Below are 24,040 nucleotides of genomic sequence, written 5' to 3'. Positions count from 1 at the left end.
TGAGGTACATGGATGTACCGTCAGCGCGGCCCGCCGAATGATCTCAGAGCACAGCGAATAGGCTTCATCGGGGCGTGCTTTCTTTACATACTTTCTTTGCACGAGCAAAGAAAGTATGTCGCCGAAAGGCGAAATCTGCGCCAACGCAGACACGAAAAACCCGGGCAGGCGCGAGCCTGTCCGGGTTGGGTAGCGAGATTAATTGCCTGAGGGGCGACAGGACTCTGAGCTGGTTAGCGCCCCAGCACAGGCACCAGATACTGATCGATGGCACGGGCAACGTCAGGCAGCAAAATTTCACGCTGTTGACGCAGCTCATGCACCAGCGCCTTGGCCTGGGGCAGGCTCGAAGCCCCCTGCGGCTGCGCCAGCCAATTGAGCAACTGGCGACAGCAATGCTCGGCATCCACATTCTGGTCAACGGGAATCCCCAGCCGCACCAGACGCTCACGAAAATCATCCTGATCGATCAGATCGGCATACATCATCTCTGCGTTCTCCCTTTGGCTGGCAAATCAAACGGGCGTCCTGCCACTAGTACCAGCGGTCGACACCCTGCGCCAGCTTTTTTACTTAATAAACTTCTGCTTTCAAACCTTTATAAAGGCTCAGGCACATCAGCATCAAGACCAGCGTGAACGGCAGGCCGGTGGTGATGGCCGCCGCCTGCAGTGCGGTCAGGGCTTCGGAGCCGCCACCCACCAGCAGTACTGCGGCAATAATGCCCACCAGGGAAGCCCAGAACAGACGCTGGATCATGGGTGCGTCGGTTTTGCCACCGGAGGTGATGCTGTCGATCACCAGGGAACCCGAGTCGGCCGAGGTGATAAAGAACACCAGTACCAGCAGCACGGCGATCGAGGACATCACCATGCTCAGCGGCATGTTCTCGAACATCTGGAACATCGCCAGGGAGACATCACCGATGCCGTTGGCCAGCTCACCGATACCGGCTTGCGCCTGCCCGATCGCCGTGCCACCAAAGGCGCCCATCCAGAGGGCCGTCACCAGGGTTGGCACCAGCAATACGGCGGTCAGGAACTCGCGTACGGTACGGCCACGGGACACACGGGCGATAAACATGCCCACGAATGGCGACCAGGACACCCACCAGGCCCAGTAGAACACTGTCCAGCCGTGGAACCAGGTACCGTCTTCACGGCCCACCCAGTTGCTCAGCGGAATGATGTTTTCAACATAGCTGCCCAGGATGCCCCCAACCGAGCGGAATACTTCCAGCGTCGGGCCCACGACGATCACCAACGCAATCAGGCAGGCCGCGATCACCATATTGATGTTGCTCAGCAGCTTCACGCCGCCATCCATGCCGCGCGCAACGGACATCAGCGCCACGGCGGTCACACAGACGATCACCACGATCTGGGTCGTCAGGCTGTTTTCGATGCCAAACAGGTAGTTCAGGCCACCGGACGCCTGTTGTGCACCCAGACCCAGCGACGTTGCCAGACCAAAGATGGTCGCCAGCACCGCCAGGATATCGATCACATGACCGATAGGCCCCCAGCACTTCTCACCCAGCAGCGGGTAGAAGGCCGAGCGGATGGTCATCGGCAGACCCTTGTTGTAGCAAAAGAAGGCCAGTGACAAGGCAACAACGCCGTAGATCGCCCAGGGATGCAGACCCCAGTGATACATGGTTGCGCCCAGCGCCAGATCCGCACCTTCTGCGGTTCTGGGCGCCACGTTCAGCGGCGTGCCGTACCAGTCTGTGTAGTAGGCCACAGGCTCCGCCACACTCCAGAACATCAGGCCGATGCCCATACCGGCGGCAAACAGCATGGAGAACCAGGACATGGTCGAGTACTCAGGCTTGGCCTTGGCACCGCCCAAACGAACCTTGCCCACTGGCAGTACGATCAGCGCCAGGCAGAACAGCACAAAAAGGTTGCCGCCGATCATGAACAGCCAGTCGAAATTATCGATCGACCAGCCGCGTGCGCCGGTCAGTGCGACCTTGGCTTCAGCAGGGAACAGCAAGGTACCTACGATAAACAGCAGAATAAGGCCTGCACTCACGCCAAATACGGGATTATGGACGTCCATCCCCATAATCTGTACGTTGTCCTGACCCAACTCATAATCCGTATCGTACTCATTTTCTGCAACAGCACTGTCGGTTTTTAAACCCGCGTTCATTCAATACTCCTCACCCGTGTCGGGCTCGATATTATTTTGTCGTTATTGTTATATTTCGCGACATAATCTCTGCGAAATTCATTAACCCTAATAAAGGACTAAAACAAGCCTCCCGCAGAACTAAGCTGGCACTATGGGGACTCCATATTACAAACAAGCGCCGACGCCAGTGTTCTGATAGCGACATCAGCATTGCCAATATCCCCCCGTGGCGACATCGGGAACCTGTAAGCGCCACCCTTGCTATCAGACCCCGGCCCCTTTTCGGCCCATTCACTGACGTTATTCACCTGCTGGGCAAGCAACTTACCTACCCGGCTGCCCTTCACTCGACATAACGGGCGCAGCTGCACAGCCCGCATTAGGCCCTCTCTCTCGGCGGAATGCCCAACGATGAAGCATCCCTGCTGCACGAATTCCCCGGGTTGATGCTCACCACACACCACCACGTCGCCCAAACCACATTGCCGCTTCTTGCCACTGCGGCTCAGCCAAGCTTGCGGGCCTGACGGAATCAACCCGGGGTTTTGGCTTAGAGCACCGGAAGTCTCGAGTACAGGTCCGCACGGCGGGAGCTGACCCAACCCGACGCGATCGGGATGACACTACCGACAGCAGGTCAAAATCAGAATTTTCGGAACAACCAGAAGTGCCTGCATTTAAATAGTGCAAACAGCGGCACGAAAAAATGCCAACCATTACCCGTTATCTATTACCAAAACTACCTAATTTAAACGAAAATTCAAAAACAAAGCACAAAACAGAACAACAAACACACAGCTGTTCAAAACTAGAAATAACGATAATTTCGGAAACAAAAGACGTGAAATCCATGAAAAAATATTCGCTCGACCGTCAATACTTACGTACGCGAGTGACTTTAAAAATTCATTTCAAACAGGCGTTTAAATATTTGACTTTGAATTGACCGTTCAATACCCTTTTGCCCTGATCGCAGTGCGCACCAGGATGCGCCGCGGCCAAACAACTAAAAAGTGTGAAATGCGAGGAGCCGTTGCTAACGGGTCCAGGGAAGCAAAGCGAGAATGCTATTTACCTTATTTAGCCCTTCCAAGATTGGTCACATTGCCGGGTGCAAAACGGCGTCTAGAGCCAGAACCCGTGGCCTAAGCGTCCGTGCACCACTTCCGATCGTCAGTCCTGCAATCAGGCAGCACCCCAGTATCGAGCCGCCAGGCGCAACGGCACCCAGGCCGTTGCCCGGCCGTCCCATCGCGGGGGTTGCCAAGCAAAATAAGAAAGCACCTGGGTACCGACGATAAAAGCCATATCCCCACAAGACTTTTAAAGGAGACTAAAATGTCGGCCGAACTGCAAAGCATGCTAAAGAAAAATGGACTGGACCCTTTGAAGGTTGCTCTTTCATCGGTGTCGGAACTTTATTCCATGTCCGACGAAACCCTGCTGGAATTTAAAACCGGCTTGATCCGCGACGCCTTCCATCTCCATTACGCAAACAACGCCTTTTTTCGATCTGCCTGCGACAGTAAAGGTATAACGCCTGAGTCCATCGAGGCGCCGGAAGACCTGATCAAAATACCGCTTATTCCCATTGAGCTATTCAAAGCCAATGACAGTCACAAGCTGCTTTCCGTCAGCCTGCGCGACATCGAGCTGGAAATGCGCAGCACCGGCACTTCTGGCATCCCGAGCGTATCCCGCCGCTGCAGCGATACGGTCGACAACGCGGTCATGGGCATCTATGCGATGTACCGCGAGTTCCTGGAAATTTCCAAGGGGGCAGGCCTGTACCTCTGCCCATCGACCGAGGAAATTCCGGAAATGGGCATGATCAAGGCGCTTAACATGCTGGCCGGTCTGCTCGATACCCACCGTTTCATGGTCCGGCAGGAGTCGTTCAAGCCCGAAGACGCGCTGGCGCAGCTCAATGACTGGAATCACAAGTTCAGTCGCCACATCATAGGCCCGCCCTTCCTGATCAACCGCTTCATCAGCTACCTCAAGGCCACCAACACCCGCCTCAAGCTGGACAAGAGTAGCTATGTCATCACGCTCGGCGGCTGGAAACGCTTCTCGGGCCAGATGCTGTCTCGCGCCGAATTCAACCAGGAATGCATGGAATACCTGGGGGTCGAGGAAAGCCAGATCCGCGATATCTATGCCCTGGTCGAATCGAATGTCGTCGCGATTGACGACGAACATGGCGTCAAGCACGTATCTCCCTTCATCCACTTTTCGGTGCGCGATCCCAAGCAACTGGACCGCGAAGTCGCCCCGGGAGAAATCGGCCAGCTGGCGATTCTCGACCCCCTCGCCCGCTCGACCCCTGGCTTCATGCTGACCGAGGACCTGGTCCGGCTGCTGCCCGAGCCCAGCCGCTCCGGACGTAGCGGACAGCGCATGCAGTACGTGATGCGCCTGCCCGAGTCGAAGGAGTTCGGTTGTTGCGCCGTCAACCTGGACAAGCGCCTGGACGATCTTGAGGCTGCGCCGGCCGCCGCCGACAACTGTCCAATTGTCGCCTGACCGTACGCTGACAGGGAGCTGCTGCATGTACAACGACATCATTATCGACAACTTTTCCGATCCGGCCCACGTCGGCGACATCGACGGGCCTGCTTACGAGTACGAGATCGGCAATCCGGTGTGCGGAGACCGTATCCGTATCCAGATCAGTGCCACTGACGGGCAAATTGAGCGGGCCCGGTTCAGAGCCTGGGGCTGCGCCACTTCGGTCGCGACGGCGAACATCTTCTGTGCCTCACTCAACGCTCAGCCGCTGCAGCGGCTCGCGCAGCGCAGTGATCGCGAGATAGAGGCCATGCTCGGTGAGCTTGAACCGTCTCAGCACCACTGCGTCGAAATTCTGCAGCAGCTGCATCAACGGCTGTTGGCACAGGTCGAACGCGCTAGCCGGGAGATTCCGGCATGACCCAGACAGACGCGATCAAAGGCTATTTCGACTACAACGCCACCACACCGGTGTCCGAAGCCGCGGCCCAGGCGATGAGCGCCGCGCTGCGGCGCTTCGCCAATCCATCGGGGCGTACAGCGCCCTCGACCAGCAACCGCGAGCTGATGCAGAGCTCCAAAGAAAGGGTCGCGCGCCTGCTGGGCACCGAGCCTGCGCACGTTTTTTTCACCTCCGGCGGTTCCGAGTCCAACAACTGGGCGATCAAGGGCAGCCTGCTGAATGACCTGCCCCGCGCTGGCCACATCCTGACCACCGCGCTTGAGCATCCGTCGGTGCTCGAAACCATCCGTTATTGTGCCCAGCAGTTCGGCTTCGAGGTAACCTGTCTGCACCCGGATGCCAGCGGTGCCGTCTCCGTCGATGCTATGGCCGTCGCCATCCGGCCCGACACCCGCCTGATATCGATGATGTATGCCAACAACGAAACCGGTGTTATCCAGCCGGTCGAGCAGGTGGCAAAACTCGCCCGCAAGCGCGGCATTCCGTTTCATGTCGATGCGGTTCAGGCAGTCGGGAAACGGGCCTTCAATGTCGAGTCGCTGGGAGCCGACTTCGTTTCCTTCTCGGCGCACAAGTTCTACGGTCCCAAGGGAATCGGCGGCCTCTACGTCCGCAATATTGAGCGCCTCTCACCGCTGATCCACGGCGGCGGCCAGGAAATGGCGATGCGATCGGGCACCGAAAATCTTGTCGCCATCGCGGGTCTTGGCGCCGCCGCCGACGAGTGTTACAGGGAACTTTCAGCCTGGGATCAACACAGCCTGGCGTGCAAGCAGCGATTAATCGAGCGACTGAAGCACGCCGATATTCAGACCCACATCAATGGCGCCAGCACCTACGAGGCCGCCATTTCCAACACTCTCAACCTGTCGATCCCGGGTATCAGGGGCGAGGCACTCGCCGTTCTGATGGAAAGGAAGGAAGGCATGGTGGTGTCGATCGGATCCGCCTGCAGCAACAACAAGACAAAACAGCTATCCCCTGTCCTCCTGGCCATGGGCCTGGACGAGGAGAGAATTCAGAGCGCGATCCGGATCAGCTTCGGCCGCTTCACGCGCCTGGACGACATCGATCGTTTCGCCACCTCCCTTGAGCGCCGGGTGAAACAGCTGCAGGCCATGGGCTTCGGTGGATAGAGGAACGATGAAAATGAAGGATCAACCTGCCCCGCCGCTGCGTTTCATGGAGGCCTTCGACGGCCATGTCGCCCGCCATGGCGATCAAACCGCCTGCGTCTTTCAACCCCAGGGGACCGATACCGCCCGCTCACTGAGCTACGCGGAACTGAATCGGCAGGTGCTCGACCGGGCGCGCCTGCTGGTAGAGCGCGGGTACAGCGGCCAGCCGGTGGCGCTGCTGTTCCCCAGCGGGCTCGATTTCGTCGTCAACTTTCTCGCCTGCCTCGCCGCCGGCGCCGTTGCCGTGCCCCTCAACCTGAGCCGTAACGCACAGCAGCTTGAACGCACCCTGCGCATTCTCGAGGATGCCAGGACCCAGGCCATCCTCACCACGGCCCATAGCCGGGCACTGCTGGCGGAACAATTGGCGCAACTGCCCCAGGTCGACCTGCACGGCCAGGACTGGATCGACGAACACCAGACGGGCCCCGCGGACCCCCTCCCGTTGCCACCGCCTGACCCTCGCCAACTGGCCTTCGTCCAGTACACCTCGGGCTCCACCGGCCTGCCCAAGGGCGTCATGGTCAGTCACGCCAATATCGTCGACAACCAGCTGGCGATTCAGCAAGCCTGCGGTCATGAGCCCGGCCTGATCGCCGGCGGCTGGTTGCCCCAGTTCCACGACATGGGCCTCATCGGCCATCTGCTGCAGCCGTTGTTCCTGGGCGGCACCTACGTCTTCATGCCGCCGATGAACTTCGTGCAGCGCCCGCGCCGCTGGCTCGAGCTGATCTCCCATTACCGAATCCAGAGCTCAGCCGCGCCGAACTTCGGCTACGAACACTGCGTCAAATTCATTGCCGAGCGCGAGGACCTGTCCGGCCTCGATCTGAGTTGCTGGACGGTGGCGCTGAACGGCTCGGAACCGGTCAGCGCCGACACCATGCACGCCTTTGCCGACCGATTTCAGGCCCATGGCTTTGATTCTGCAGCCTTCTTTCCCTGCTACGGCATGGCGGAAACCACCCTGTTCGTTTCCGGGGGACCGGCGGGCTGCGGTATCGAGACCCTGACGTTCGAACCCGCAAGCTTTGACCGTGGCCGCCTGCATCCGGCTGCCGAGGGGCGCCGGGTAGTCAACTGCGGCCTGGTCACGCCACAGCTGGACCTGAAGATCGTCGACCCCGCCAGCGGCAGCCTCTGCGAGGCCGACAGCATTGGCGAGATCTGGATCAGCGGCGCCTCCGTCGCCCAGGGCTATCTGAACCAGCCCGAAATCAGCGCTCAGCAGTTTCGGGCCCAGCTGGTGCCTGCCGACAGTCGGTACTACCTGAGAACAGGGGATATGGGCTTCCTGCACCAGGGCCGGCTGTTTGTCACCGGACGCATCAAGGAAATGCTGATCCTGCGGGGGCGCAACCTGTACCCCTACGATATCGAGCGCAGCTGCAACAGCCATCCCCACGCCGCCGGCAACAACGGCGCCTCGGTATTCACGCTGGAGATCGACGGCGAAACCCGACTGGCGGCGATCGTCGAAATTCGACGCAACGCCTTTCTCAATGAGGATCACGCACAGCTGCGTCTTGAGCTGCGCGAGGCGGTGATGGCGGCGCACGATGTGGCCCTAGATCGGCTGCTGCTGGTCAAACCCGGCGGTATTCCGAAAACCACCAGCGGCAAGGTCAAACGCACCGCCTGCCGGGAACTGATCACCGCCGAACGGGCGCTCCCCGCCTAGACCTGAGGAAACCAAGATGACAACCAAGCTTTGCACGGCAACACTGGTGGAACAGATCGCCAGCTTCATTGCAGCCAAGACTCCCGAGTTCTCAATCGATGCACACCGGGATACGTCCTTTTCAAGCCTGGGCCTGGACTCTGCGGACCATGTGCGCCTGTCGACCCTTATCGAAGATCAGCTGAGTGTCGAAGTCGATCCGACGCTGGCATTCGACTACCCGACCATCAATGCCCTGATCGCGCACCTGGAGCAGCGTTTCGGCACTCAGGCCGGGGAGCCTAGCTGATGCCGCCGTACGATTGCATTGTCATCGGCGGCGGCCAGTTCGGTCTGCATACCGCGCGCAGGCTGCAGCAGGCCGGCTTTAGCTACCTGCTGCTGGAGCGGGACCGGATCGGCGACACCTGGCGCAAGCGGCTGGAGGGTATGCAGCTGTTCACCTCGCGTCAGTTCTGCGCCCTTCCTGAGCTGCCGTTTCCCGGTGATCCGGAGGGCTTTGCATCCGTGGCCGAAATGGCCGACTACCTGAGTCAGTACGCACAACATCACAAACTGCAGATTCAAGACCAGGCCAAAGTCGTCAGCCTGGAACGTGTCGAACCGGCAGGTTTTCTGGTCAAACTCCAGGATGGCACCGAGCTGCGGGCCAGCAGTATCGTCAACGCCACCGGTGCCAACCAGCTGCCCCAGATGCCGATGATGGGCCAGCAACTCGATGCCAGCGTCCGGCAACTGGACGCCGGACTCAGTTCCACCGCCTCGATCGCCGACCGCAGCACCGTCGCCGTCGTTGGCGACGGCGCTAGCGGCCGGCAGATCGCCGACCGGCTGGCAAAGCGCTGTACAGTGATCCTGGCGACCGGTTCGCCCCGGGGCCTGACACCCAACCGGATACTCAAGCGCGATATCTTCTGGTGGCTCGACAAGCTGCGGATCCTGTACGCCGACAAGAACAGCCTGGTGGCCCGGATACTGAAAAAGCGCAACCCGGTCCCCTGCGGCGACTACAGCAATCGCCACCTGCAGGCCCGCGGGGTCGAGGTCGTCGGCCGGGCGCTGGAATGCTCGGGCCGGCGCCTGCGCTTTAAAGGGGACCAATGGCGCGACGTCGACTGCGTCATCTGGGCCACCGGTTACCGGGACGACACCCAGTGGCTGAATCTGCCCCACTGCATCGGTGCCGACGGCTTCGTCGAGGACTACGGCAAGACCCCGGAGCCCGGCCTGTTCGTGGTGGGCCGCAAATGGCTCAGCTGCCGGGCCTCGGAGCTGGTGATGGGCGTCGAAGCAGACGTCGACAGGATCATGGCGCCGCTGCGCAGCTTTTTATCGAACAGGGAAGACGCGCTTTGAACGCAGGAAAACGGATGCACTGGCTTATGGAATCCCGCGCCAGCCGCTGGCTGATGGCACTGGTGCTGCTGCTGACCCTCGTGTCGGCCGCCGGTCTGACACGCATGGGACTGGCCAGCGACTACCGCATTTTCTTCGATGAAGACGACAGCGACCTGCTGCGCCTGGAGCAAATGCAGGATACCTACAGCACCACCGACAACGTCTTTATCATGATCGAGCCACCGGCCGATGACGGCGTCTACAACGCTGATACGCTCAGGCTGGTGCATGAACTGACGCAGGCACTCTGGCGCCTGCCCCATGTTTCACGCGTCGATTCGCTGACCAACTTCCCCTACAGTTCGGCCGACGGTGACGACATCCTGATCGAAGAGTTCGTCTACGAACTCGACGAAATCACCCCCGAGCGGATCGCCTTCATCGCAGCGGCCGCCGGCCAGGAGCGAGACCTGGTGGGCAACCTGGTGACGGCGGATGGCCGCTACACGGCTATCAACGTCACCACCCGGCTGCCGGGTCTGGACAACAAGGCTGAAGTCCTCGCCGTCACCGACGGCGTCGATGAACTGGTCGCAGTGTACCAGGCGGCCAATCCCGGGCACCATTTCTACCAGACCGGGGTGGTGGAAATGAACGGCGCCTTCTTCAAGGCGGCGAAGAAGGACTTCGTGACACTGATTCCGCTGATGATCGTTTTCGTGCTGATCAGCGCCGGTCTTATCCTGGGGTCGCCGGCCGCAGCCGGCGCCATTCTGGTCATCGTCGTGCTGGCGCTGTGCGGCTCCCTGGGCATGGCCGGCTGGCTCGGCATTCGGCTGTCCGCGCCCTCTGTCTCGGCCCCGATCATCATGTTCACGGTGATTGTGGCCTCGGCCATCCATATTCTCAGCTACATCAAGCGCCAGATCGCCGCAGGCCTGCCCCGGCATGACGCGGTACTGCAGTCGTATCAGCGCAATATCAAACCCATCACCGTGAGCCACCTGACCACCATAGTCGGCTTTCTGGCGATGAACTTCAGCGATTCGCCGCCGTTCAGGGATCTGGGCAATATAGTGGCGCTGGGGGTGCTGTTTTCGCTGCTTCTGACGGTCACAGTGCTGCCGCAACTGTTGCTACGGCTGCGGTTTTCAGCCCGAACCACTGCCACCACCCGGTTGTTCGAGCGAATGAGCCGGTTGTCCGACTGGGTGATCCGGCGCCGGCGTCCGGTTCTGTGGCTGATGCTGCCGCTGGCACTGGCTATTGCAGCGCTCAGCCCGCTGAACGCGCTCAACGACGACCTGATCCGCTACTTCGACAAGTCGCAGACGTTCCGCGCCGATTCGGAACGGATCGATGCGCATTTTTCCGGCATCTACACCATCGACTATTCGCTCTCGGCGTCGCAGCAGAGCGGCATCTTCGAGCCCGGGTTCCTGCGCTTCCTGGGGCAGTTCGATGCCTGGCTGCTGGAGCAGCCGGAGGTGGTCACGACCTCCAGCCCGCTGCACCGCATCAAGGACCTGAACCGCCTGATGAACGGAGGCGACGCGGCCTTTTATCGCCTGCCGGCCGACGCCACCACCGCCGCCCAGCAATTCCTGCTGTACGAGATGTCGCTGCCGTTCGGCCGCGACGTGACCCACCAGGTCAGCTTCGACAAGTCCGCGGCGAAACTGACCGCGCGGTTACAGAATCTCAGCTCCCTCGGGCTGATAGCCTTCGAGGAGCGGGCACAAGGCTGGCTCTGGCAGCACCAGCCCGCGACGATCGAGATCTACCACAGCAGCCCCGCCGTCATCTTCGCGCACATTGGCGAGTCCAATATCATCAGCCTGCTGCAGGGCGCATCCCTGGCGTTCGTGGTGATTTCAATCATGCTGATGCTGGTCTTCGGGTCCTTCTACATCGGCCTGCTCAGCCTGATTCCCAATCTGTTGCCGGTCGCGGCCGCCTTCGGATTCTGGTATTGCATCAACGGTCAGATTTCCATGGGCCTGGCCGGTGTCTCGGCGATGGCGATTGGCATTATTGTCGACGACACCGTGCATTTCATCTACCAGTACATCAATGGCCTGAAGCGCGGCCTGACGCCCGAAGACAGCGTGCGGGAAACCTTCAGCAAGACGATGGGCGGCATTGTGATCAGTTCGCTGCTGCTGGTCGCAGGCTTTCTGTTGCTGTCGACCTCCGCCTTCGAAAAGAACGCCCAAATGGGCATGCTGACCAGTATCACCATCGTGCTGGCGCTGCTGTTCGACCTGCTACTGCTGCCGGCACTGGTGCTCTCGTTTCTGCGCCGGGTACCGACCTCGGCGGCCCGATACTTTCGCAAAGCAGAGGAGCTTCAGGATGCGAATTGATTTGCGGCGACCCCGCGCCACGCTGCTGCTGTGCGGCCTGCTGAGCCTGCCGGCCAATGCCGCCCAAAACCAGACCGACCCAGGACGGCGGGTGGCCGAGGCGGTGGAAAACCGCGACCTGGGCTACGGCGACAGCGTCGCCGAGCTGACGATGACTCTGCGCAACCGGGCTGGCAATGAAACCACCCGCGAGCTCGAAATCCGCCTGCTCGAAAACCCGGAGGGCGGCGACAAGTCGCTGATACGCTTTGACTTTCCGGCCGATATCCGGGGCACGGCCCTGCTCACACATCCGCAGCCAGACGCCGCCGCCGACGAACAGTGGCTTTACCTGCCGGCCAATGCGCGCATCAAGCGGATATCATCTCGCAACAAGAGCGGCGCCTTCGTCAGCAGCGAATTTTCGTTTGAAGACCTGGCCGACAAGCAGATCGACGACTTCAACTATGCCTATGTCCGGGAAGAGGCATGCGATGACGGCAGCGGCGCGAACGCGCTCAGGTGTGATGTCATAGACCGCATGCCCGTCGACACGCACTCCGCTTACAGCCGGCAGCGGGTCTGGGCCGACCAGCAGGCCCGGCGGGTCCTCCGCATCGAGTATTTCGACCGCCGGGGCACGCTGCTCAAGACCTTTACCGCAGAGAACTTTCAGCTCTACAGCGACCGTCACTGGCGACCGATGCAGGTGGCGATGCACAATCAGCAGACCGGTAACGAAACGATCCTGAGCTACAGGAGCATCCGTTTCGGCAATGGCCTCTCGGACGAAAACTTCCATCGCAATACGCTGAAGGACTGATCAGGATGGGGTTTCTTCGCTCATCGGCTCAGCCACTGCTGTGCCTGTGCCTGCTCGCGCCACCGGCTCTCGCCGACGGCGCCATCGACAGCCACTCGGTGGACATCGCCGCCAGCTACCGCGCCTTCGCCCATGGGGCCGCGTCCCCGGCCGACGCGGGCGATTACCGCCGCTCGCCAGGTCTGCAGGGCCAGATGGACGCCAGCGGTCGTATTGGCGACGCCGACCTCAAGCTGCGCCTGTTCGGCAGCTGGGATGCCGAGGACGAGAGCCGCCGCTATGCCGATATCCGTCAGGCCAGCGCACAGTGGCGCCATGACCGGCTCTCGTTCAGTGCCGGTGTCGGGACCTTTTTCTGGGGCGTTTCTGAGTCCATCAATGTCGTCAATGTGCTGAACCAGGCGGACCTGCGCCAGGCCGTCGATGGCAAGGACAAGTTGGGGCAGACCTTCGCCTCAATGAGCCTGCGGTTCGACACCGGCGAGCTGTCGCTGTACTACCTGCCGACCTTTCGCGAACGCGAGTTTTCGCAGCGCCCGTCATTCGGGCTGCCGGTCTCGGATCACGCCCAGTTCGAGAGCTCCGACCACGGCGGCGAGCTCGCGCTGCGCAGCCAGCTGTACCTCGGTGATCTCGAAGTCGGGCTCGGCTACTTCAAGGGTACCCGTCGGGCACCGCTGCTAATAAGCAGCGGCAGCGCCAGGGAGCTGACACCCTGGTATATCGAAACCGAAAACCTGCTGCTGGACGCACTCTATCTGGTCGATGATACGATCCTGAAGCTGGAAGCCAAAACTGGCCGCGAACGGGGCCAGGGGTTCTTCAGCGCCAATATCGGCCTCGAGGTGCCGGTATATTCGCTTCCGGATGGCCTTCAGGACCTGTCGCTGATCGCCGAGTACCTGATCGATGACCGGGATGAGCAGGCCGAAAGCCTGGGCCAGAACGATCTGTTCATCGGGCTCAAATCAACCTTTGGCGATATCGGCAACAGCCAGTTTCGGGGCCTGGTCAGCTACGACTTCGACAGCCATGCCAACTACCTGGATCTGAGCCTGAACCACCGCCTGAACGACTATGTCAGGATCGAAACGCGGGCGCTGCTGTTCCTCAACGCCACGCCCGAGGATAGCTGGCTGTACCCGGTCCGGGACGAGGATTTTATCGAAATCAAGCTGCACTATTCGTTCTGATTCCCGACCATGCAGACACAGGCACCCGGCGATATCCGCATCTGGCTTGCGACCACCAGCGCATTCGCGCCGCTGCTGGCACTCAACCCGGCGCCTATTTTCGCCACGCTGAGCGTCGCAGAGTGCGCCCGCTACCGGGCCACCGTCAGCCGTGAGGCCAGCCTCCACTTTCTGCTCGGCCGTTACCTGCTGCGCCATGCGCTGTCCGCCGAGAGTGGCGGGCAAATAGCCCCCGCCGCCTGGGAGATCACCACCGCCGGCCAGGGCAAGCCCAGGGTGCTGCACCAACCCGCGCCGGGCTTCAGTATTTCCCACAGCGATGGGGGCGTGGCCGTCGCGCTCAGTCGCAGGCTTGAGCCGGGGCTGGATATCGAGCCGATCAGCCGGGATCTTGGCGCAGGTATCTGTACCCGGCGGCTGCTGAGCCCCGTACAATACAGGGCACTGCAGGCGATACCGACGGCTGAACGGGGTGCGCTGCTGGCGCGGGCCTGGTGTATCAAGGAAGCCGTGTCAAAGGCATTCGGCCTGGGCCTGCGGCTTCCCTTCGCCGAACTCGACTTCGATCTGGCGCCGCCGGAGGCGGCAGAGCCTTCCTGCTGGCAGCGGGGAACACGACTGGGCCAGGGCAGCTTCTGGTTCCGTCTCCCCTGTCTGCAGCGCTACCGACTCTGCCTGGCACTGATCGCCCCAGCGCAGGGCCCGCCCGAATTGCCCGGGATATCGCTACTGCCCTTTGCCCGCCCTGGCAGCAGGACGGTCCCGGCACCCCACACAATGCTGGCGACCGATCTGATATCGCCATAGCCGGAGCCGGCTTGCCGCTCCGGTACCACCCAGACAGGATCTGATGATGGACGTTTTCGAATATATCCGCGAGAAAGAACGCTCGATCAGAGTGCGACTCGGCCGTCTTGATCTCAAAAACACGTCCGACGCTCACCTGCGCCAGCTGTCCTACTTCATCAGCCACTCGCTGAACAACACGCTGAACAACTCCTGGGTGTCGAGAATCCATCTGATTCTCGACCCTGCCGGCGGTCGCGACCTGCAGGCCGTGAAGAACCCCAAGGTGGCCGACTTCTATCACGAGTGGCAGGCGCACATCGGCCATGAACTGTTCGTCGGTCACTGGATGACGATCGATCAGTCGCGCATCGACCGTTTCGCCGATGTGACGGGGGACCGCCAGTGGATTCACACAGACCCGGAACGTGCCCGCAACGAATCACCCTTCGGTGGCACCATCGCCCACGGCTTTCTGATCCTGTCGCTATTGCCGGACCTGACCGATACCGTCAATCCGCAAAGGCCCCCCTACCCCGAGGCCCGCATGGTAATCAACTGCGGCCTCAACCAGGTTCGTTTCCCGCATCCGGTCAAGGCTGGCAGCCGAATCCGCGCCCGCACCAGCCTTCAGTCCCTGGTACCGTCCAAGCGCAGCGTGGAAATGGTTAACCAGATCAAGGTGGAGGTCGAGGGCTCGGGGCGCATCGTCTGCGTCGCCGACTCCGTCCTGAAACTCTATTTCTGAAGCTGGATGGCGGAAAATTCGTTATTGCAGGAGCAAATAACGATAAATAGGTCCATGTATAAAAAAATCCGGGCAAGTGCCCGGATAAAAGCCGTAATTGGTACACAAGATGAAGGTGAATATTGCAAACACCTGAGCCTAACGGACGCTGGAGAAAGTCGAATAAGCGACCTAACTGCAGCTCCTCTGGAGCAATACGATAACAGTGATAACAGGAATATCCGGTGAATGGTGAGTTCACCCTGAGCAGATATAACCTGCGCCACCGTGGAAAGATAATACCGCTGATTTACTTAAGTGGAATGTCTGAATTCGTCACCGGATATTCTTTTTACGACAGTTACCGACTATTAATCGGTAACTGTCGCAATAACGACAATTATCGAATCACGCCCTCTTCGAGCAGCAGATCAAAAATGGCCTGCGCCTGTTCTACCGCTGGCTGATCCTTGATAATGCGCCCGCCGGTGCCCTGAGACTTGGCCGTGGCCGCCTTGAAACGCTCGGCAGCCGTCGTGGCCTTGACCTTCTTGAGGCGTTTTGGCCGCTTGCGCGCAGGTGCATGCTGCCACTGGGTACGTTCGCTATCGGCGGTTTCAACCCAGGGCATGGCCTCAAGCTGCGCACGGCGACCCGGCCCATAGGCACTCTGGCGCCCTGCCGTCGCCGCCATATCAACACTGGCCACGAAAGGCAGACGCACCTGAATGGCCCGGCGCTGCCCGCGCGGTAACGCCTGCAGAATCTGTGCTTCACCGTTTTCTATGCTGACGATATCGGCAATACGTGTCACCAGCGGCCAGCCCAGTTTCTCGGCCAGCAGATAAGGCGCCATGCCGGAAGACTCGCCGCTTTCGGCGCGCACCCCGGTCAGCACCACATCGGGGCGATGCTCATTAAGGTAATCGCCGAGGGCCACCACCGCATCGGCATCCGCCGACTGCTGCAGTATCCGCAGGCTTTTCAGCCCCATGCCGGCATACTGGCGCAGAGACTCATCCGCCGCATCACCGGCATGCAGTACCTGCACCCGCTCACCGGCCAGACGCAGACCCAGCTCCACGGCGCGTGCATCCTGCTCGGCGCGGCGCGCACGGCCCGACTTGGGGTGCTGCCCGATAGACACCAGGGCAACGATATTGAGATCAGATGACATGTTCGACCCTCCCGTTGCGGTCAGTCTGTTCAGGCTGCATTTTCAGCCGCTCCGAGCCGGTAGTCCTGCGCCAGCTCTATCAGGTGCTGCAGCACTGCATGACTGTCACCAATCACGCTCAGATCCGCGCGCTTGACCATGTCACAGCCGGCATCCAGGTTGATGGCCACGACCTTGTCGCACTGGCCAATACCCTGCATGTGCTGAATCGCACCCGAGATACCCACGGCCAGATAGACCCGTGCGGTAACCCAGGTACCTGAGGCACCCACCTGGCGCGGGCGTGGCATAAAGCCATCGTCCACCACCACGCGGCTGGCCCCTTCCGTGGCACCCAGCAGTTCGGCCGCCTGGTGGAACTGATCCCAGTCGCGAATACCGTTGCCGGCGGAGAGAATAAACTCGGCCTCGGCCAGCGGAATGGCGTTGGGATCCACCGCTACCTGACCACGGTCCTGAATGCGCACCAGGCTCTGGGCAACACTGCAGGGTTCCAGCACCCGCGCTTCGTGGCGTGCTTCATCCACAGGCTCGGCACATTCCTCGGCCAGTAGCAGCAGGCGCGGCGTGGCACGGGTGATATCCGTGCGCCCGCCGGCACCGCGGCACAGGGTCTGCTGCGTATCCACCTGCCAGGCCTGGGTTGCCGGACGCTCGCCCAAACGCGCCGCCAGACGACAACCCAGTTCGTTACCGCCGTTGATGCTGTCCGGGAAGAGCCAGTAGCGGGGCGCAAAGTTGCGTTCCACTTCAACCAGCGCCGCCAGGCGCTGTTCCGGGCTGTAGCCCTCATATTCACTGCCGTCCAGCTGCAGCAGGCGGTCAACGCCGGCCAGGCCGAAGCCCTCTTCCTTGCTCTCGCCGAACACCACCGCCAGCACGGCGCCGCTGCCCTCGCTATCGCGGATCAGCTTGTGCGCCTGACCGAGCACATCCTTATCGTGGCTGCCCAGGCGACCACCCACAATGTCGAGCACCGTGACCACGTAAAAATCAGGCGCATCAACAACATGCAGTGGCAGTTCAACCACCTGAGCGGCCTTGGCTGCTCCGCGGCGACCGCCGACAGCAGCGGCGCTGCCACCGAGCCGGTCAATGCGCTTGATACCGTTGGGGCCGATAAAGCCGACGCCGTGGGGGTTCTTGCGCAGCAGGCCCGAAGGCCCGCGCACTTCACCGGTGGCTGCCGTCATGGCCGCGTGCAGCGGATGCAGACGGTTGCGGGCTATCCACTCGGCACGGGGATCTCTGCGAATCAGATCACTCATGACATCACCTCAGCCACCCGGGCAGCCTTGGGGGCCGGCGCGCGTTCGATCAGCGCTTCGGACACGAGTTCTACGATATCCTTGATCACTGGCCGCGGCTCCACCACCCCTTCCAGCATGGCGGTACACTGCTGGCAACCCACCGCCACCAGCTCTGCACCCACGGCACGGGCATCTTCCATGCGCATGTCGGCAATACGGCGCTCACCCGGAATATCGGTGATAGGCGCGCCACCGCCACCGCCACAGCAGCGACTACGGAATCCGGACCTTTCCATCTCGGCCAGCTCAATACCCAGCGCCTTGAGCAGATCGCGGGGAGAGTCGTACTCGCCGTTGTAACGCCCCAGGTAGCAGGGATCGTGATAGGTCACGGTACCGCCCTTGAACGCATCCAGCTGCAGTCGACCCTGCTGGACCAGTTCGTTGATAAAGGTGGTGTGGTGCAGCACTTCATAGTCGCCGCCCTTGCCGTTTGGATAAAAGTCGCCGTACTCGTTTTTGAGTACATGGAAGGCGTGCGGATCTGTAGTAACAATGCGCTTGAAGCGGTATTTGCTCAGCACCGCTATATTGCGTTTGGCCAGACTCTGGAAGGTGGCATCGTCACCCAGCCTGCGGGCCACGTCGCCACTGTCGCGTTCTTCATCACCCAGCACGGCAAAGTCCACGCCAGCCGCCTTGAGCACCTTGACGAAGGCGCGCAGGATACGCTGGCTGCGCATGTCAAAGGCACCGTCGGATACCCAGAACAGCACCTCGGCCTGTTTCACATCGGCCATCAGCGGCAGGTTCTGATCCGCCGCCCAGTTCATGCGCCCGGCCGGATCAAAACCGTTGGGGTTGTCGGTGGCGATCAGGTTCTCCAGTATCTCGGCACCCTTGTTGGGAGTGTTGCCCTTTTCCATGGTCAGGAAGCGGCGCATGTCGACGATGGCATCGACGTGCTCGATCATCATCGGACATTCTTCAACACAGGCACGGCAGGTGGTGCAGGACCAGAGCGTATCCGAATTCACCAGACCTTCAGTGATGGTCTGGCCCGGGCCGCCGACGGCATGGCCGAGTTCAACACCGGGATAAGGGCTGCCGGCAAACTTGGCATCGGTGCCTCCGGCCAGGCCAATCACCATGTCCTGGATCAGCTTTTTCGGGTTCAGCGGCTGACCGGCGGCGTAGGCCGGGCACACGGCTTCGCACTTGCCGCACTGCACGCAGGCATCAAAGCCCAGCAGCTGGTTCCATTTGAAGTCCGTGGGCTTTTCCACACCCAGCACACGGGCCTGCAGATCGACCGGTTTCAGGCCGGTGGAACGGCCACCGTTAAAACGCTCCGGACGACGGTGAAACGCCAGATGCAGGGCACCGGCGAAGGCGTGCTTCATGGGCCCGCCCCAGGTCATGCCGAACACCAGTTCGCTCAGGCCCCAGGCCACACCGACCAGCAGAATCAGCGCCAGCACCCAGCCACCAAAGGCTTCAGGCAGAATGCCCGCCGCCGGCAGCGTGAGGATAAAGAAGCTCACCGAGAACATCAGCAGGCTCTTGGGCAGGCGCATCCAGGGGCCCTTGGACAGGCGCGACGGCGGATTAAGCCTGCGTTTGAACACAAAGACGGCACCGGTAAACATCAGCACCGAAGACGCCAGCAGCGCCCAGGCCAGCCAGCGGCTTTCCAGCCCGAACAGATGCACCAATATGATCAGCAGCATGGACAGCACAAAGCCGCCCGCCGTGGCCACATGGGTATTGGACATGTACTTGTCGCGCTCGACCACATGGTGCAGATCCACCAGGTAGCGTCGCGGCATGGCCATCAGGCCAGCCAGAAGATTGACCGACTCGGGCTGACCGGCGCGCCACAGGCTGGCGCGTTTAAACGCACCGGCCAGGGCCAGGGCCAGCGCCGCCGAAATCAGAACAGGGAGTAACCAGTCGAGGATCATGCGTCACCCTCACCAAAACAGGGAGCGACAGGCCGGGCCCGTCGCAAAATTAGGAAGCCAATACAGCAGGCCGGGCACGTAAGCCCGGCCAGAACCGTGTTAGAGGTCTTTGCACAGACGCAGGGCGTCGTAGATGGCGGCGTGGATATTGCGCTGTGATACGCAATCCCCCAGACGCCACAGGATCATGCCCTCGCCGGACTCGGACAGTATCGGCTGCGCCTGACCCGCGAACAGGGTCTCGTTGTCGATCTGACCCTTGTTGCGCGACTCGCCCTTGAGCTCGTAATACAGCTCTTCGTTGGGGCGAGTACCGTTCTCGATCACCACCTGATCCACCACGCGCTCTTCCTGGGCACCGGTGTACTCGTTCTCGAGCACCGCCACCAGTTTGTCGCCTTCGCGGTACACCTTCTCCAGCAGCATGTCGGAGGTCATGATGACTTCCTTCTCGTACAGGCTGCGGTAGTAAGTCGGGAAGGTGGTGCCGCCAATGCCAACACCCGGCTTGATATCATCGGTCACCAGCTCGACCAGTGAGCCCTTGGAGCTCAGATAGTCCGCCGCCGACATGCCGGTGAATTCGCAGATGGTGTCGTAGATCAGCACGCTCTTGCCCGGCTCCACGGTGCCATTGAGGATATCCCAGCTGGATACCGACAGGCCTTCGGCGGCGCCCCAGTGCGGGTTCTGCTCCATGAAGGGACGACCGCCGGTGGCCAGAATCACCACATCGGCTTTCAGGTCCTTGATCATGTCGGCATTGGCCGCGGTACCCAGGCGCAGGTCCACGCCCAGACGCTCGATTTCCATCGCCAGCCAGCGGGTGATGCCGGCCATCTGGTCGCGCTGCGGCGCCTTGGCAGCAATGGTGACCTGGCCGCCCAGCTCGTCCGCACGTTCGATCAGGGTTACAGCATGGCCGCGTTCGGCCGCGACACGGGCCGCTTCCAGACCGCCGGGACCACCGCCGACCACAACCACCTTGCGTTTGGTGCCGGTGGTTTTTTCAATAATGTGCGGCATGCCGCTGTATTCACGCGACGTCGCGGCGTTCTGGATGCAGAGCACGTCCAGACCCATGTACTGGCGGTCGATGCAGTAGTTGGCACCGACGCACTGGCGGATCTGATCCACCTGGTTCGCCTTGACCTTGGCAATGAAATGCGGATCGGCGATGTGCGCCCGGGTCATGCCGACGAAATCGACGTAACCGGCTTCCAGGATACGCTTGGCCTGGTTCGGATCCTTGATGTTCTGGGCGTGAATGACCGGAACCTTGACCACTTCCTTGATGCCGGCCGCCAGGTGCAGGAAGGGCTCCGGCGGATAGCTCATGTTCGGAATAACGTTGGCCAGGGTGTTGTGGGTATCACAACCGGAACCTATAACGCCGAAGTAATCCACCATGCCGGTGGCATCGTAGTAGGCGGCGATCTGTTTCATGTCTTCGTGGTTCAGACCATCGGGATGGAACTCATCGCCGGTGATACGCATGCCCACGGCGAAGTCCGCACCCACCGCCTCGCGTACAGCTTTGAGCACTTCAAGCCCGAAACGCATGCGATTCTCAAAGCTGCCGCCCCATTCGTCGGTACGCTTGTTCACGCGTGGCGACCAGAACTGGTCGATCATGTGCTGGTGTACGGCGGACAGCTCAACACCATCCAGACCGCCTTCCTTGGCACGCACGGCGGCCTTGGCGAAGTCGCCAATAATGCGCCAGATTTCTTCCGGCTCCATGATCTTGCAGGTAGCGCGGTGCACCGGCTCACGAATGCCGGAAGGTGACATCAGATTGACCCAGTTTTCACCGTCCCAGCGTGAACGACGCCCCATGTGGGTAATCTGGATCATGATCTTGCCACCGTGCTTGTGCACGGCATCAGCCAGATTCTGGAAGTGCGGGATGATGCGATCGGTCGACAGGTTGACCGAGCTCCACCAGCTCTGCGGGCTGTCGATGGACACGACGCTGGACCCGCCGCAGATGCACAGACCACAGCCACCCTTGGCCTTTTCTTCGTAATACTTCACATAACGGTCGGTGGTCATGCCGCCATCGGTGGCATAAACCTCGGCGTGGGCGGTACTGACCACACGGTTGCGAATGGTCAGCTGATTGATCTTCAGCGGCTGGAACAGCACGTCGTACTGGGACATGGCGACACCCCGTAACTCTTATTGATGACCGCAGCCTTGGGCTGCGGCACTGTCTTAAATCTGGCACACAGCAGCGCTGCGGCAATATGGAACCGGCGCCGAACGCCGGTCTGCTCTTTTTTGTACAGGAGCTGTGCCTTTTAGAGCGGGCTCACTTCGAAGATGCCGTAGTCACAGCCCTCTTCTGCCGCGCACTGGGTCTGTACCGCAACGGTACGTACCGGATAGCCCAGGCTCTGCGCGATCTGATCCATGGCGCCGGCAAACCAGCCGGTGAACATGTAATCGACCTTGCGATTCACCTGGCCGTACTGGTAAACGAAGGCGGAGTTTTCCAGCCGTACGCGGGCGGTGCCCTTTTCCAGGTCCAGCTCTTCGGTGATGAAGAAACCCCAGCCGCGCTGGGACAGACGCTTCATGTAGTGCTCGAATACAGCCGCGCCCGAGAGGCCATGGGCCTCGGCTTCCTTTTCGCACCAGTGCCAGGCGGACTTGTAACCGGCCTTGTAGAGAATGTCGGCATAACGCTCAGCACCGATTTCTTCCTCAATACCCATATGGTTATTGACGAAAAAGTGGCGCGGCACGTACAGCATTGGCAGCGCGTCTGTTACCCAAACGCCGGTTTCATCATCAACCTGGATCGGCATTTCCGGTGCATGTACACCCATGGTTTCAATCTCCAACTGAATTCTTTGTTGCGTAGGGCGGAACGCGCGACGCGGTTCCACCGAAAATTTGAACTGAGCTGTAAGCTGTAAGCTTCAAGCTTACAGCTGCTTTTCACTTACAGCTTTCTTACTCGCCCCAGACGTCGCCCAGAACGCGCACCCAGTTCTCGCCCATGATCTTGCGCACTGAGGCTTCATCGAAGCCGCGACGCAGCAGGGTTTCGGTCAGGTTGCCGAACTCACCCACGGTGCGGATGCCTTCGGGGTTGATGATCTTGCCAAAGCGGGTCAGGCGACGGGCGTAGCCCTTGTCGTGGGTCAGCATTTCAAAGAACGCCTGATCGTGACCCTGGGTAAAGTCGGTACCAATACCCACCTGGTCGATACCGGCAATGTTGACCACGTATTCGATGGCCTCGGCGTAATCGTCGATGGTGGATTCGATGCCTTTTTTCAGGAAGGGCGCGAACATGGTCACACCGATAAAGCCGCCGTGATCGGCAATGAACTTCAGTTCTTCGTCGGACTTGTTACGCGGATGATCTTTCAAACCGGACGGCAGGCAGTGGGAGTAGCACACTGCTTTTTTGGATTCCAGAATCACTTCTTCGGAGGTTTTGCTGCCAACGTGGGACAGGTCGCACATAACGCCAACGCGGTTCATTTCCGCCACGATTTCGCGGCCGAAATCGGACAGGCCACCGTCACGCTCGTAGCAGCCGGTGCCTACCAGGTTCTGGGTGTTGTAGCACATCTGCACTATGCCAACGCCGAGCTTCTTGAAGACTTCGACATAGCCGATCTTGTCTTCATAGGCATGGGCGTTCTGAAAACCGTAGATGATGCCGGTCTTGCCTTCCTCCTTGGCACGCAGAATATCGCGGGTGCTGTGAACAGGACGCAGCAGATCGCTGTTTTCAGTGATCAGCTGGTTCATCTCAACGATGTTGTTGACCGTATTCTGAAAGCCTTCCCAGATGGACACGGTGCAGTTGGCCGCCGTCAGGCCGCCCTTCTTCATGTCTTCAAACAGTTCGCGGTTCCACTTGGCGATAATCAGACCGTCAATAACGATCGAATCCTGATGCAGTTCAGCTGCGTTCATCGGTTTCCCCCAAAGTTCAGATGCCCGCAGTTGGTGCCGCAGGAGTTCGTTCAGATGCCAGACCGGGAGCGCAGCACAATGACGGCGATAGCGGATAGCAGCAATGGAGCCAGTCTAGCCCTTCGCCGCCCAACCAGAGGTACTGAAAACGACTCGCTGATTGCTAAAAGCGCCAAGCACCGACAAAGCCGCGCAGCCCCCGTATTAGCGTGCTTTGCGCCGACTCATGGCGGATTGAGCAACATTCAGCAAGCAGAATACACTGTTCTGAAAACGTCACGTCGATTGAATGGTGATTGGTGATTGGTGATTGGTGATTGGTGATTGGTGATCAGCATAATGAACTGCGAACCACGAATTGCCACTTACGAATAACGACTAACGCTAAGCTGCAAATCCACAGAGCCATCTCCGCCCGTGACGCCCGTGAAAAAAGCCCCGCAACGCAAAACCCCGGCACGGGGCCGGAGTCGCAGGCAATTGGCATGAACTCGCTCACGACGAATCACGCATCACCAATAACGAA

At 60.3% G+C, this 24,040-nt stretch carries 19 protein-coding genes; 11 read left to right on the top strand and 8 right to left on the bottom strand.

The features are described 5' to 3' along the window. Positions 1 to 233: 233 nt before the first annotated feature. A complete protein-coding gene (locus A8C75_RS03410) occupies positions 234 to 488 on the bottom strand; it encodes a hypothetical protein (protein ID WP_067378138.1) in 255 nt (84 codons plus the stop codon). 85 nt (positions 489 to 573) lie between these two features. Further along, entirely contained in the window at positions 574 to 2,157 is a 1,584-nt protein-coding gene (locus A8C75_RS03405; RefSeq protein ID WP_067378135.1) for a BCCT family transporter, read from the bottom strand. Between the two features lie 1,320 nt (positions 2,158 to 3,477). Here A8C75_RS03405 and A8C75_RS03395 point away from each other — a divergent pair. Genes A8C75_RS03395 through A8C75_RS03345 form a run of 11 tightly spaced genes read left to right on the top strand, consistent with a single transcriptional unit; the run spans position 3,478 to position 15,205 of the window. Next, positions 3,478 to 4,665 carry a LuxE/PaaK family acyltransferase gene (locus tag A8C75_RS03395; RefSeq protein WP_067378129.1) on the top strand — a complete coding sequence of 396 codons (1,188 nt, stop codon included), beginning with the start codon at positions 3,478 to 3,480 and terminating at the stop codon, positions 4,663 to 4,665. Between the two features lie 25 nt (positions 4,666 to 4,690). Further along, positions 4,691 to 5,071, top strand: a complete 381-nt coding sequence (locus A8C75_RS03390) for an iron-sulfur cluster assembly scaffold protein (RefSeq protein ID WP_067378126.1) — start codon at positions 4,691 to 4,693, stop codon at positions 5,069 to 5,071. Next, positions 5,068 to 6,249: a cysteine desulfurase family protein gene (locus tag A8C75_RS03385; protein WP_067378123.1), complete on the top strand. Its 1,182-nt coding sequence runs from the start codon at positions 5,068 to 5,070 to the stop codon at positions 6,247 to 6,249. The genes A8C75_RS03390 and A8C75_RS03385 overlap by 4 nt, the downstream gene beginning before the upstream one ends. A gap of 13 nt (positions 6,250 to 6,262) precedes the next feature. Next, positions 6,263 to 7,972 carry a fatty acyl-AMP ligase gene (locus A8C75_RS03380; RefSeq protein WP_067378120.1) on the top strand — a complete coding sequence of 570 codons (1,710 nt, stop codon included), beginning with the start codon at positions 6,263 to 6,265 and terminating at the stop codon, positions 7,970 to 7,972. A gap of 16 nt (positions 7,973 to 7,988) precedes the next feature. Beyond that, entirely contained in the window at positions 7,989 to 8,261 is a 273-nt protein-coding gene (locus A8C75_RS03375) for an acyl carrier protein (protein WP_067378117.1), read from the top strand. Beyond that, positions 8,261 to 9,328 (top strand): flavin-containing monooxygenase, encoded by a 1,068-nt coding sequence (locus A8C75_RS03370; protein WP_067378114.1) that lies wholly within the window; start codon positions 8,261 to 8,263, stop codon positions 9,326 to 9,328. Before A8C75_RS03375 ends, A8C75_RS03370 begins: the two co-directional genes overlap by 1 nt. 14 nt (positions 9,329 to 9,342) lie before the next feature. Next, the gene (locus tag A8C75_RS03365) at positions 9,343 to 11,676 is read left to right on the top strand and encodes an efflux RND transporter permease subunit (protein ID WP_067378112.1); all 2,334 of its coding nucleotides are present in this window, start codon (positions 9,343 to 9,345) and stop codon (positions 11,674 to 11,676) included. Continuing rightward, positions 11,666 to 12,478, top strand: a complete 813-nt coding sequence (locus A8C75_RS03360; protein WP_067378109.1) for an outer membrane lipoprotein-sorting protein — start codon at positions 11,666 to 11,668, stop codon at positions 12,476 to 12,478. Before A8C75_RS03365 ends, A8C75_RS03360 begins: the two co-directional genes overlap by 11 nt. Before the next feature lie 5 nt (positions 12,479 to 12,483). Then, on the top strand, positions 12,484 to 13,671 hold the full coding sequence (locus A8C75_RS03355) for a hypothetical protein (RefSeq protein ID WP_067378106.1): 1,188 nt from the start codon (positions 12,484 to 12,486) through the stop codon (positions 13,669 to 13,671). Positions 13,672 to 13,680: 9 nt separating this feature from the next. Continuing rightward, the gene (locus A8C75_RS03350; RefSeq protein ID WP_067378102.1) at positions 13,681 to 14,478 is read left to right on the top strand and encodes a 4'-phosphopantetheinyl transferase family protein; all 798 of its coding nucleotides are present in this window, start codon (positions 13,681 to 13,683) and stop codon (positions 14,476 to 14,478) included. Positions 14,479 to 14,524: 46 nt separating this feature from the next. Further along, entirely contained in the window at positions 14,525 to 15,205 is a 681-nt protein-coding gene (locus A8C75_RS03345; protein ID WP_067378099.1) for a MaoC family dehydratase, read from the top strand. Between the two features lie 379 nt (positions 15,206 to 15,584). Here the strand turns inward: A8C75_RS03345 and etfB are convergent, their stop codons facing one another. From etfB to A8C75_RS03315, 6 genes are all read right to left on the bottom strand, one after another. Next, on the bottom strand, positions 15,585 to 16,361 hold the full coding sequence (gene etfB / locus A8C75_RS03340; RefSeq protein ID WP_067296686.1) for an electron transfer flavoprotein subunit beta: 777 nt from the start codon (positions 16,359 to 16,361) through the stop codon (positions 15,585 to 15,587). A 29-nt stretch (positions 16,362 to 16,390) separates the two neighbouring features. Beyond that, the gene (gene etfA, locus A8C75_RS03335) at positions 16,391 to 17,629 is read right to left on the bottom strand and encodes an electron transfer flavoprotein subunit alpha (protein WP_067378097.1); all 1,239 of its coding nucleotides are present in this window, start codon (positions 17,627 to 17,629) and stop codon (positions 16,391 to 16,393) included. After that, positions 17,626 to 19,572 (bottom strand): (Fe-S)-binding protein, encoded by a 1,947-nt coding sequence (locus A8C75_RS03330; protein WP_120785233.1) that lies wholly within the window; start codon positions 19,570 to 19,572, stop codon positions 17,626 to 17,628. Before A8C75_RS03330 ends, etfA begins: the two co-directional genes overlap by 4 nt. A 102-nt stretch (positions 19,573 to 19,674) precedes the next feature. Beyond that, positions 19,675 to 21,738 (bottom strand): dimethylglycine demethylation protein DgcA, encoded by a 2,064-nt coding sequence (dgcA, locus tag A8C75_RS03325; protein ID WP_067378092.1) that lies wholly within the window; start codon positions 21,736 to 21,738, stop codon positions 19,675 to 19,677. A 140-nt stretch (positions 21,739 to 21,878) separates the two neighbouring features. Then, the gene (locus tag A8C75_RS03320) at positions 21,879 to 22,409 is read right to left on the bottom strand and encodes a 4-vinyl reductase (protein ID WP_067386949.1); all 531 of its coding nucleotides are present in this window, start codon (positions 22,407 to 22,409) and stop codon (positions 21,879 to 21,881) included. A 127-nt stretch (positions 22,410 to 22,536) separates the two neighbouring features. Further along, positions 22,537 to 23,514 (bottom strand): dipeptidase, encoded by a 978-nt coding sequence (locus tag A8C75_RS03315; protein ID WP_067378089.1) that lies wholly within the window; start codon positions 23,512 to 23,514, stop codon positions 22,537 to 22,539. Positions 23,515 to 24,040: the final 526 nt, after the last annotated feature.

Source organism: Marinobacterium aestuarii, assembly GCF_001651805.1.
GTDB classification, from domain to species: domain Bacteria; phylum Pseudomonadota; class Gammaproteobacteria; order Pseudomonadales; family Balneatricaceae; genus Marinobacterium_A; species Marinobacterium_A aestuarii.
The sequence above is the reverse complement of the archived record's forward strand: the minus strand, read 5'-3'. Positions and strand labels throughout refer to the sequence as shown.

What these genes read in the sequence shown, in the direction of transcription:
- A8C75_RS03410 (WP_067378138.1), bottom strand. Translation starts at nt 488, where the DNA reads ATGATGTATGCCGATCTGATCGATCAGGATGATTTTCGTGAGCGTCTG.
- A8C75_RS03405 (WP_067378135.1), bottom strand. Translation starts at nt 2,157, where the DNA reads ATGAACGCGGGTTTAAAAACCGACAGTGCTGTTGCAGAAAATGAGTAC.
- A8C75_RS03395 (WP_067378129.1), top strand. Translation starts at nt 3,478, where the DNA reads ATGTCGGCCGAACTGCAAAGCATGCTAAAGAAAAATGGACTGGACCCT.
- A8C75_RS03390 (WP_067378126.1), top strand. Translation starts at nt 4,691, where the DNA reads ATGTACAACGACATCATTATCGACAACTTTTCCGATCCGGCCCACGTC.
- A8C75_RS03385 (WP_067378123.1), top strand. Translation starts at nt 5,068, where the DNA reads ATGACCCAGACAGACGCGATCAAAGGCTATTTCGACTACAACGCCACC.
- A8C75_RS03380 (WP_067378120.1), top strand. Translation starts at nt 6,263, where the DNA reads ATGAAGGATCAACCTGCCCCGCCGCTGCGTTTCATGGAGGCCTTCGAC.
- A8C75_RS03375 (WP_067378117.1), top strand. Translation starts at nt 7,989, where the DNA reads ATGACAACCAAGCTTTGCACGGCAACACTGGTGGAACAGATCGCCAGC.
- A8C75_RS03370 (WP_067378114.1), top strand. Translation starts at nt 8,261, where the DNA reads ATGCCGCCGTACGATTGCATTGTCATCGGCGGCGGCCAGTTCGGTCTG.
- A8C75_RS03365 (WP_067378112.1), top strand. Translation starts at nt 9,343, where the DNA reads ATGCACTGGCTTATGGAATCCCGCGCCAGCCGCTGGCTGATGGCACTG.
- A8C75_RS03360 (WP_067378109.1), top strand. Translation starts at nt 11,666, where the DNA reads ATGCGAATTGATTTGCGGCGACCCCGCGCCACGCTGCTGCTGTGCGGC.
- A8C75_RS03355 (WP_067378106.1), top strand. Translation starts at nt 12,484, where the DNA reads ATGGGGTTTCTTCGCTCATCGGCTCAGCCACTGCTGTGCCTGTGCCTG.
- A8C75_RS03350 (WP_067378102.1), top strand. Translation starts at nt 13,681, where the DNA reads ATGCAGACACAGGCACCCGGCGATATCCGCATCTGGCTTGCGACCACC.
- A8C75_RS03345 (WP_067378099.1), top strand. Translation starts at nt 14,525, where the DNA reads ATGGACGTTTTCGAATATATCCGCGAGAAAGAACGCTCGATCAGAGTG.
- etfB (WP_067296686.1), bottom strand. Translation starts at nt 16,361, where the DNA reads ATGTCATCTGATCTCAATATCGTTGCCCTGGTGTCTATCGGGCAGCAC.
- etfA (WP_067378097.1), bottom strand. Translation starts at nt 17,629, where the DNA reads ATGAGTGATCTGATTCGCAGAGATCCCCGTGCCGAGTGGATAGCCCGC.
- dgcA (WP_067378092.1), bottom strand. Translation starts at nt 21,738, where the DNA reads ATGTCCCAGTACGACGTGCTGTTCCAGCCGCTGAAGATCAATCAGCTG.
- A8C75_RS03320 (WP_067386949.1), bottom strand. Translation starts at nt 22,409, where the DNA reads ATGGGTGTACATGCACCGGAAATGCCGATCCAGGTTGATGATGAAACC.
- A8C75_RS03315 (WP_067378089.1), bottom strand. Translation starts at nt 23,514, where the DNA reads ATGAACGCAGCTGAACTGCATCAGGATTCGATCGTTATTGACGGTCTG.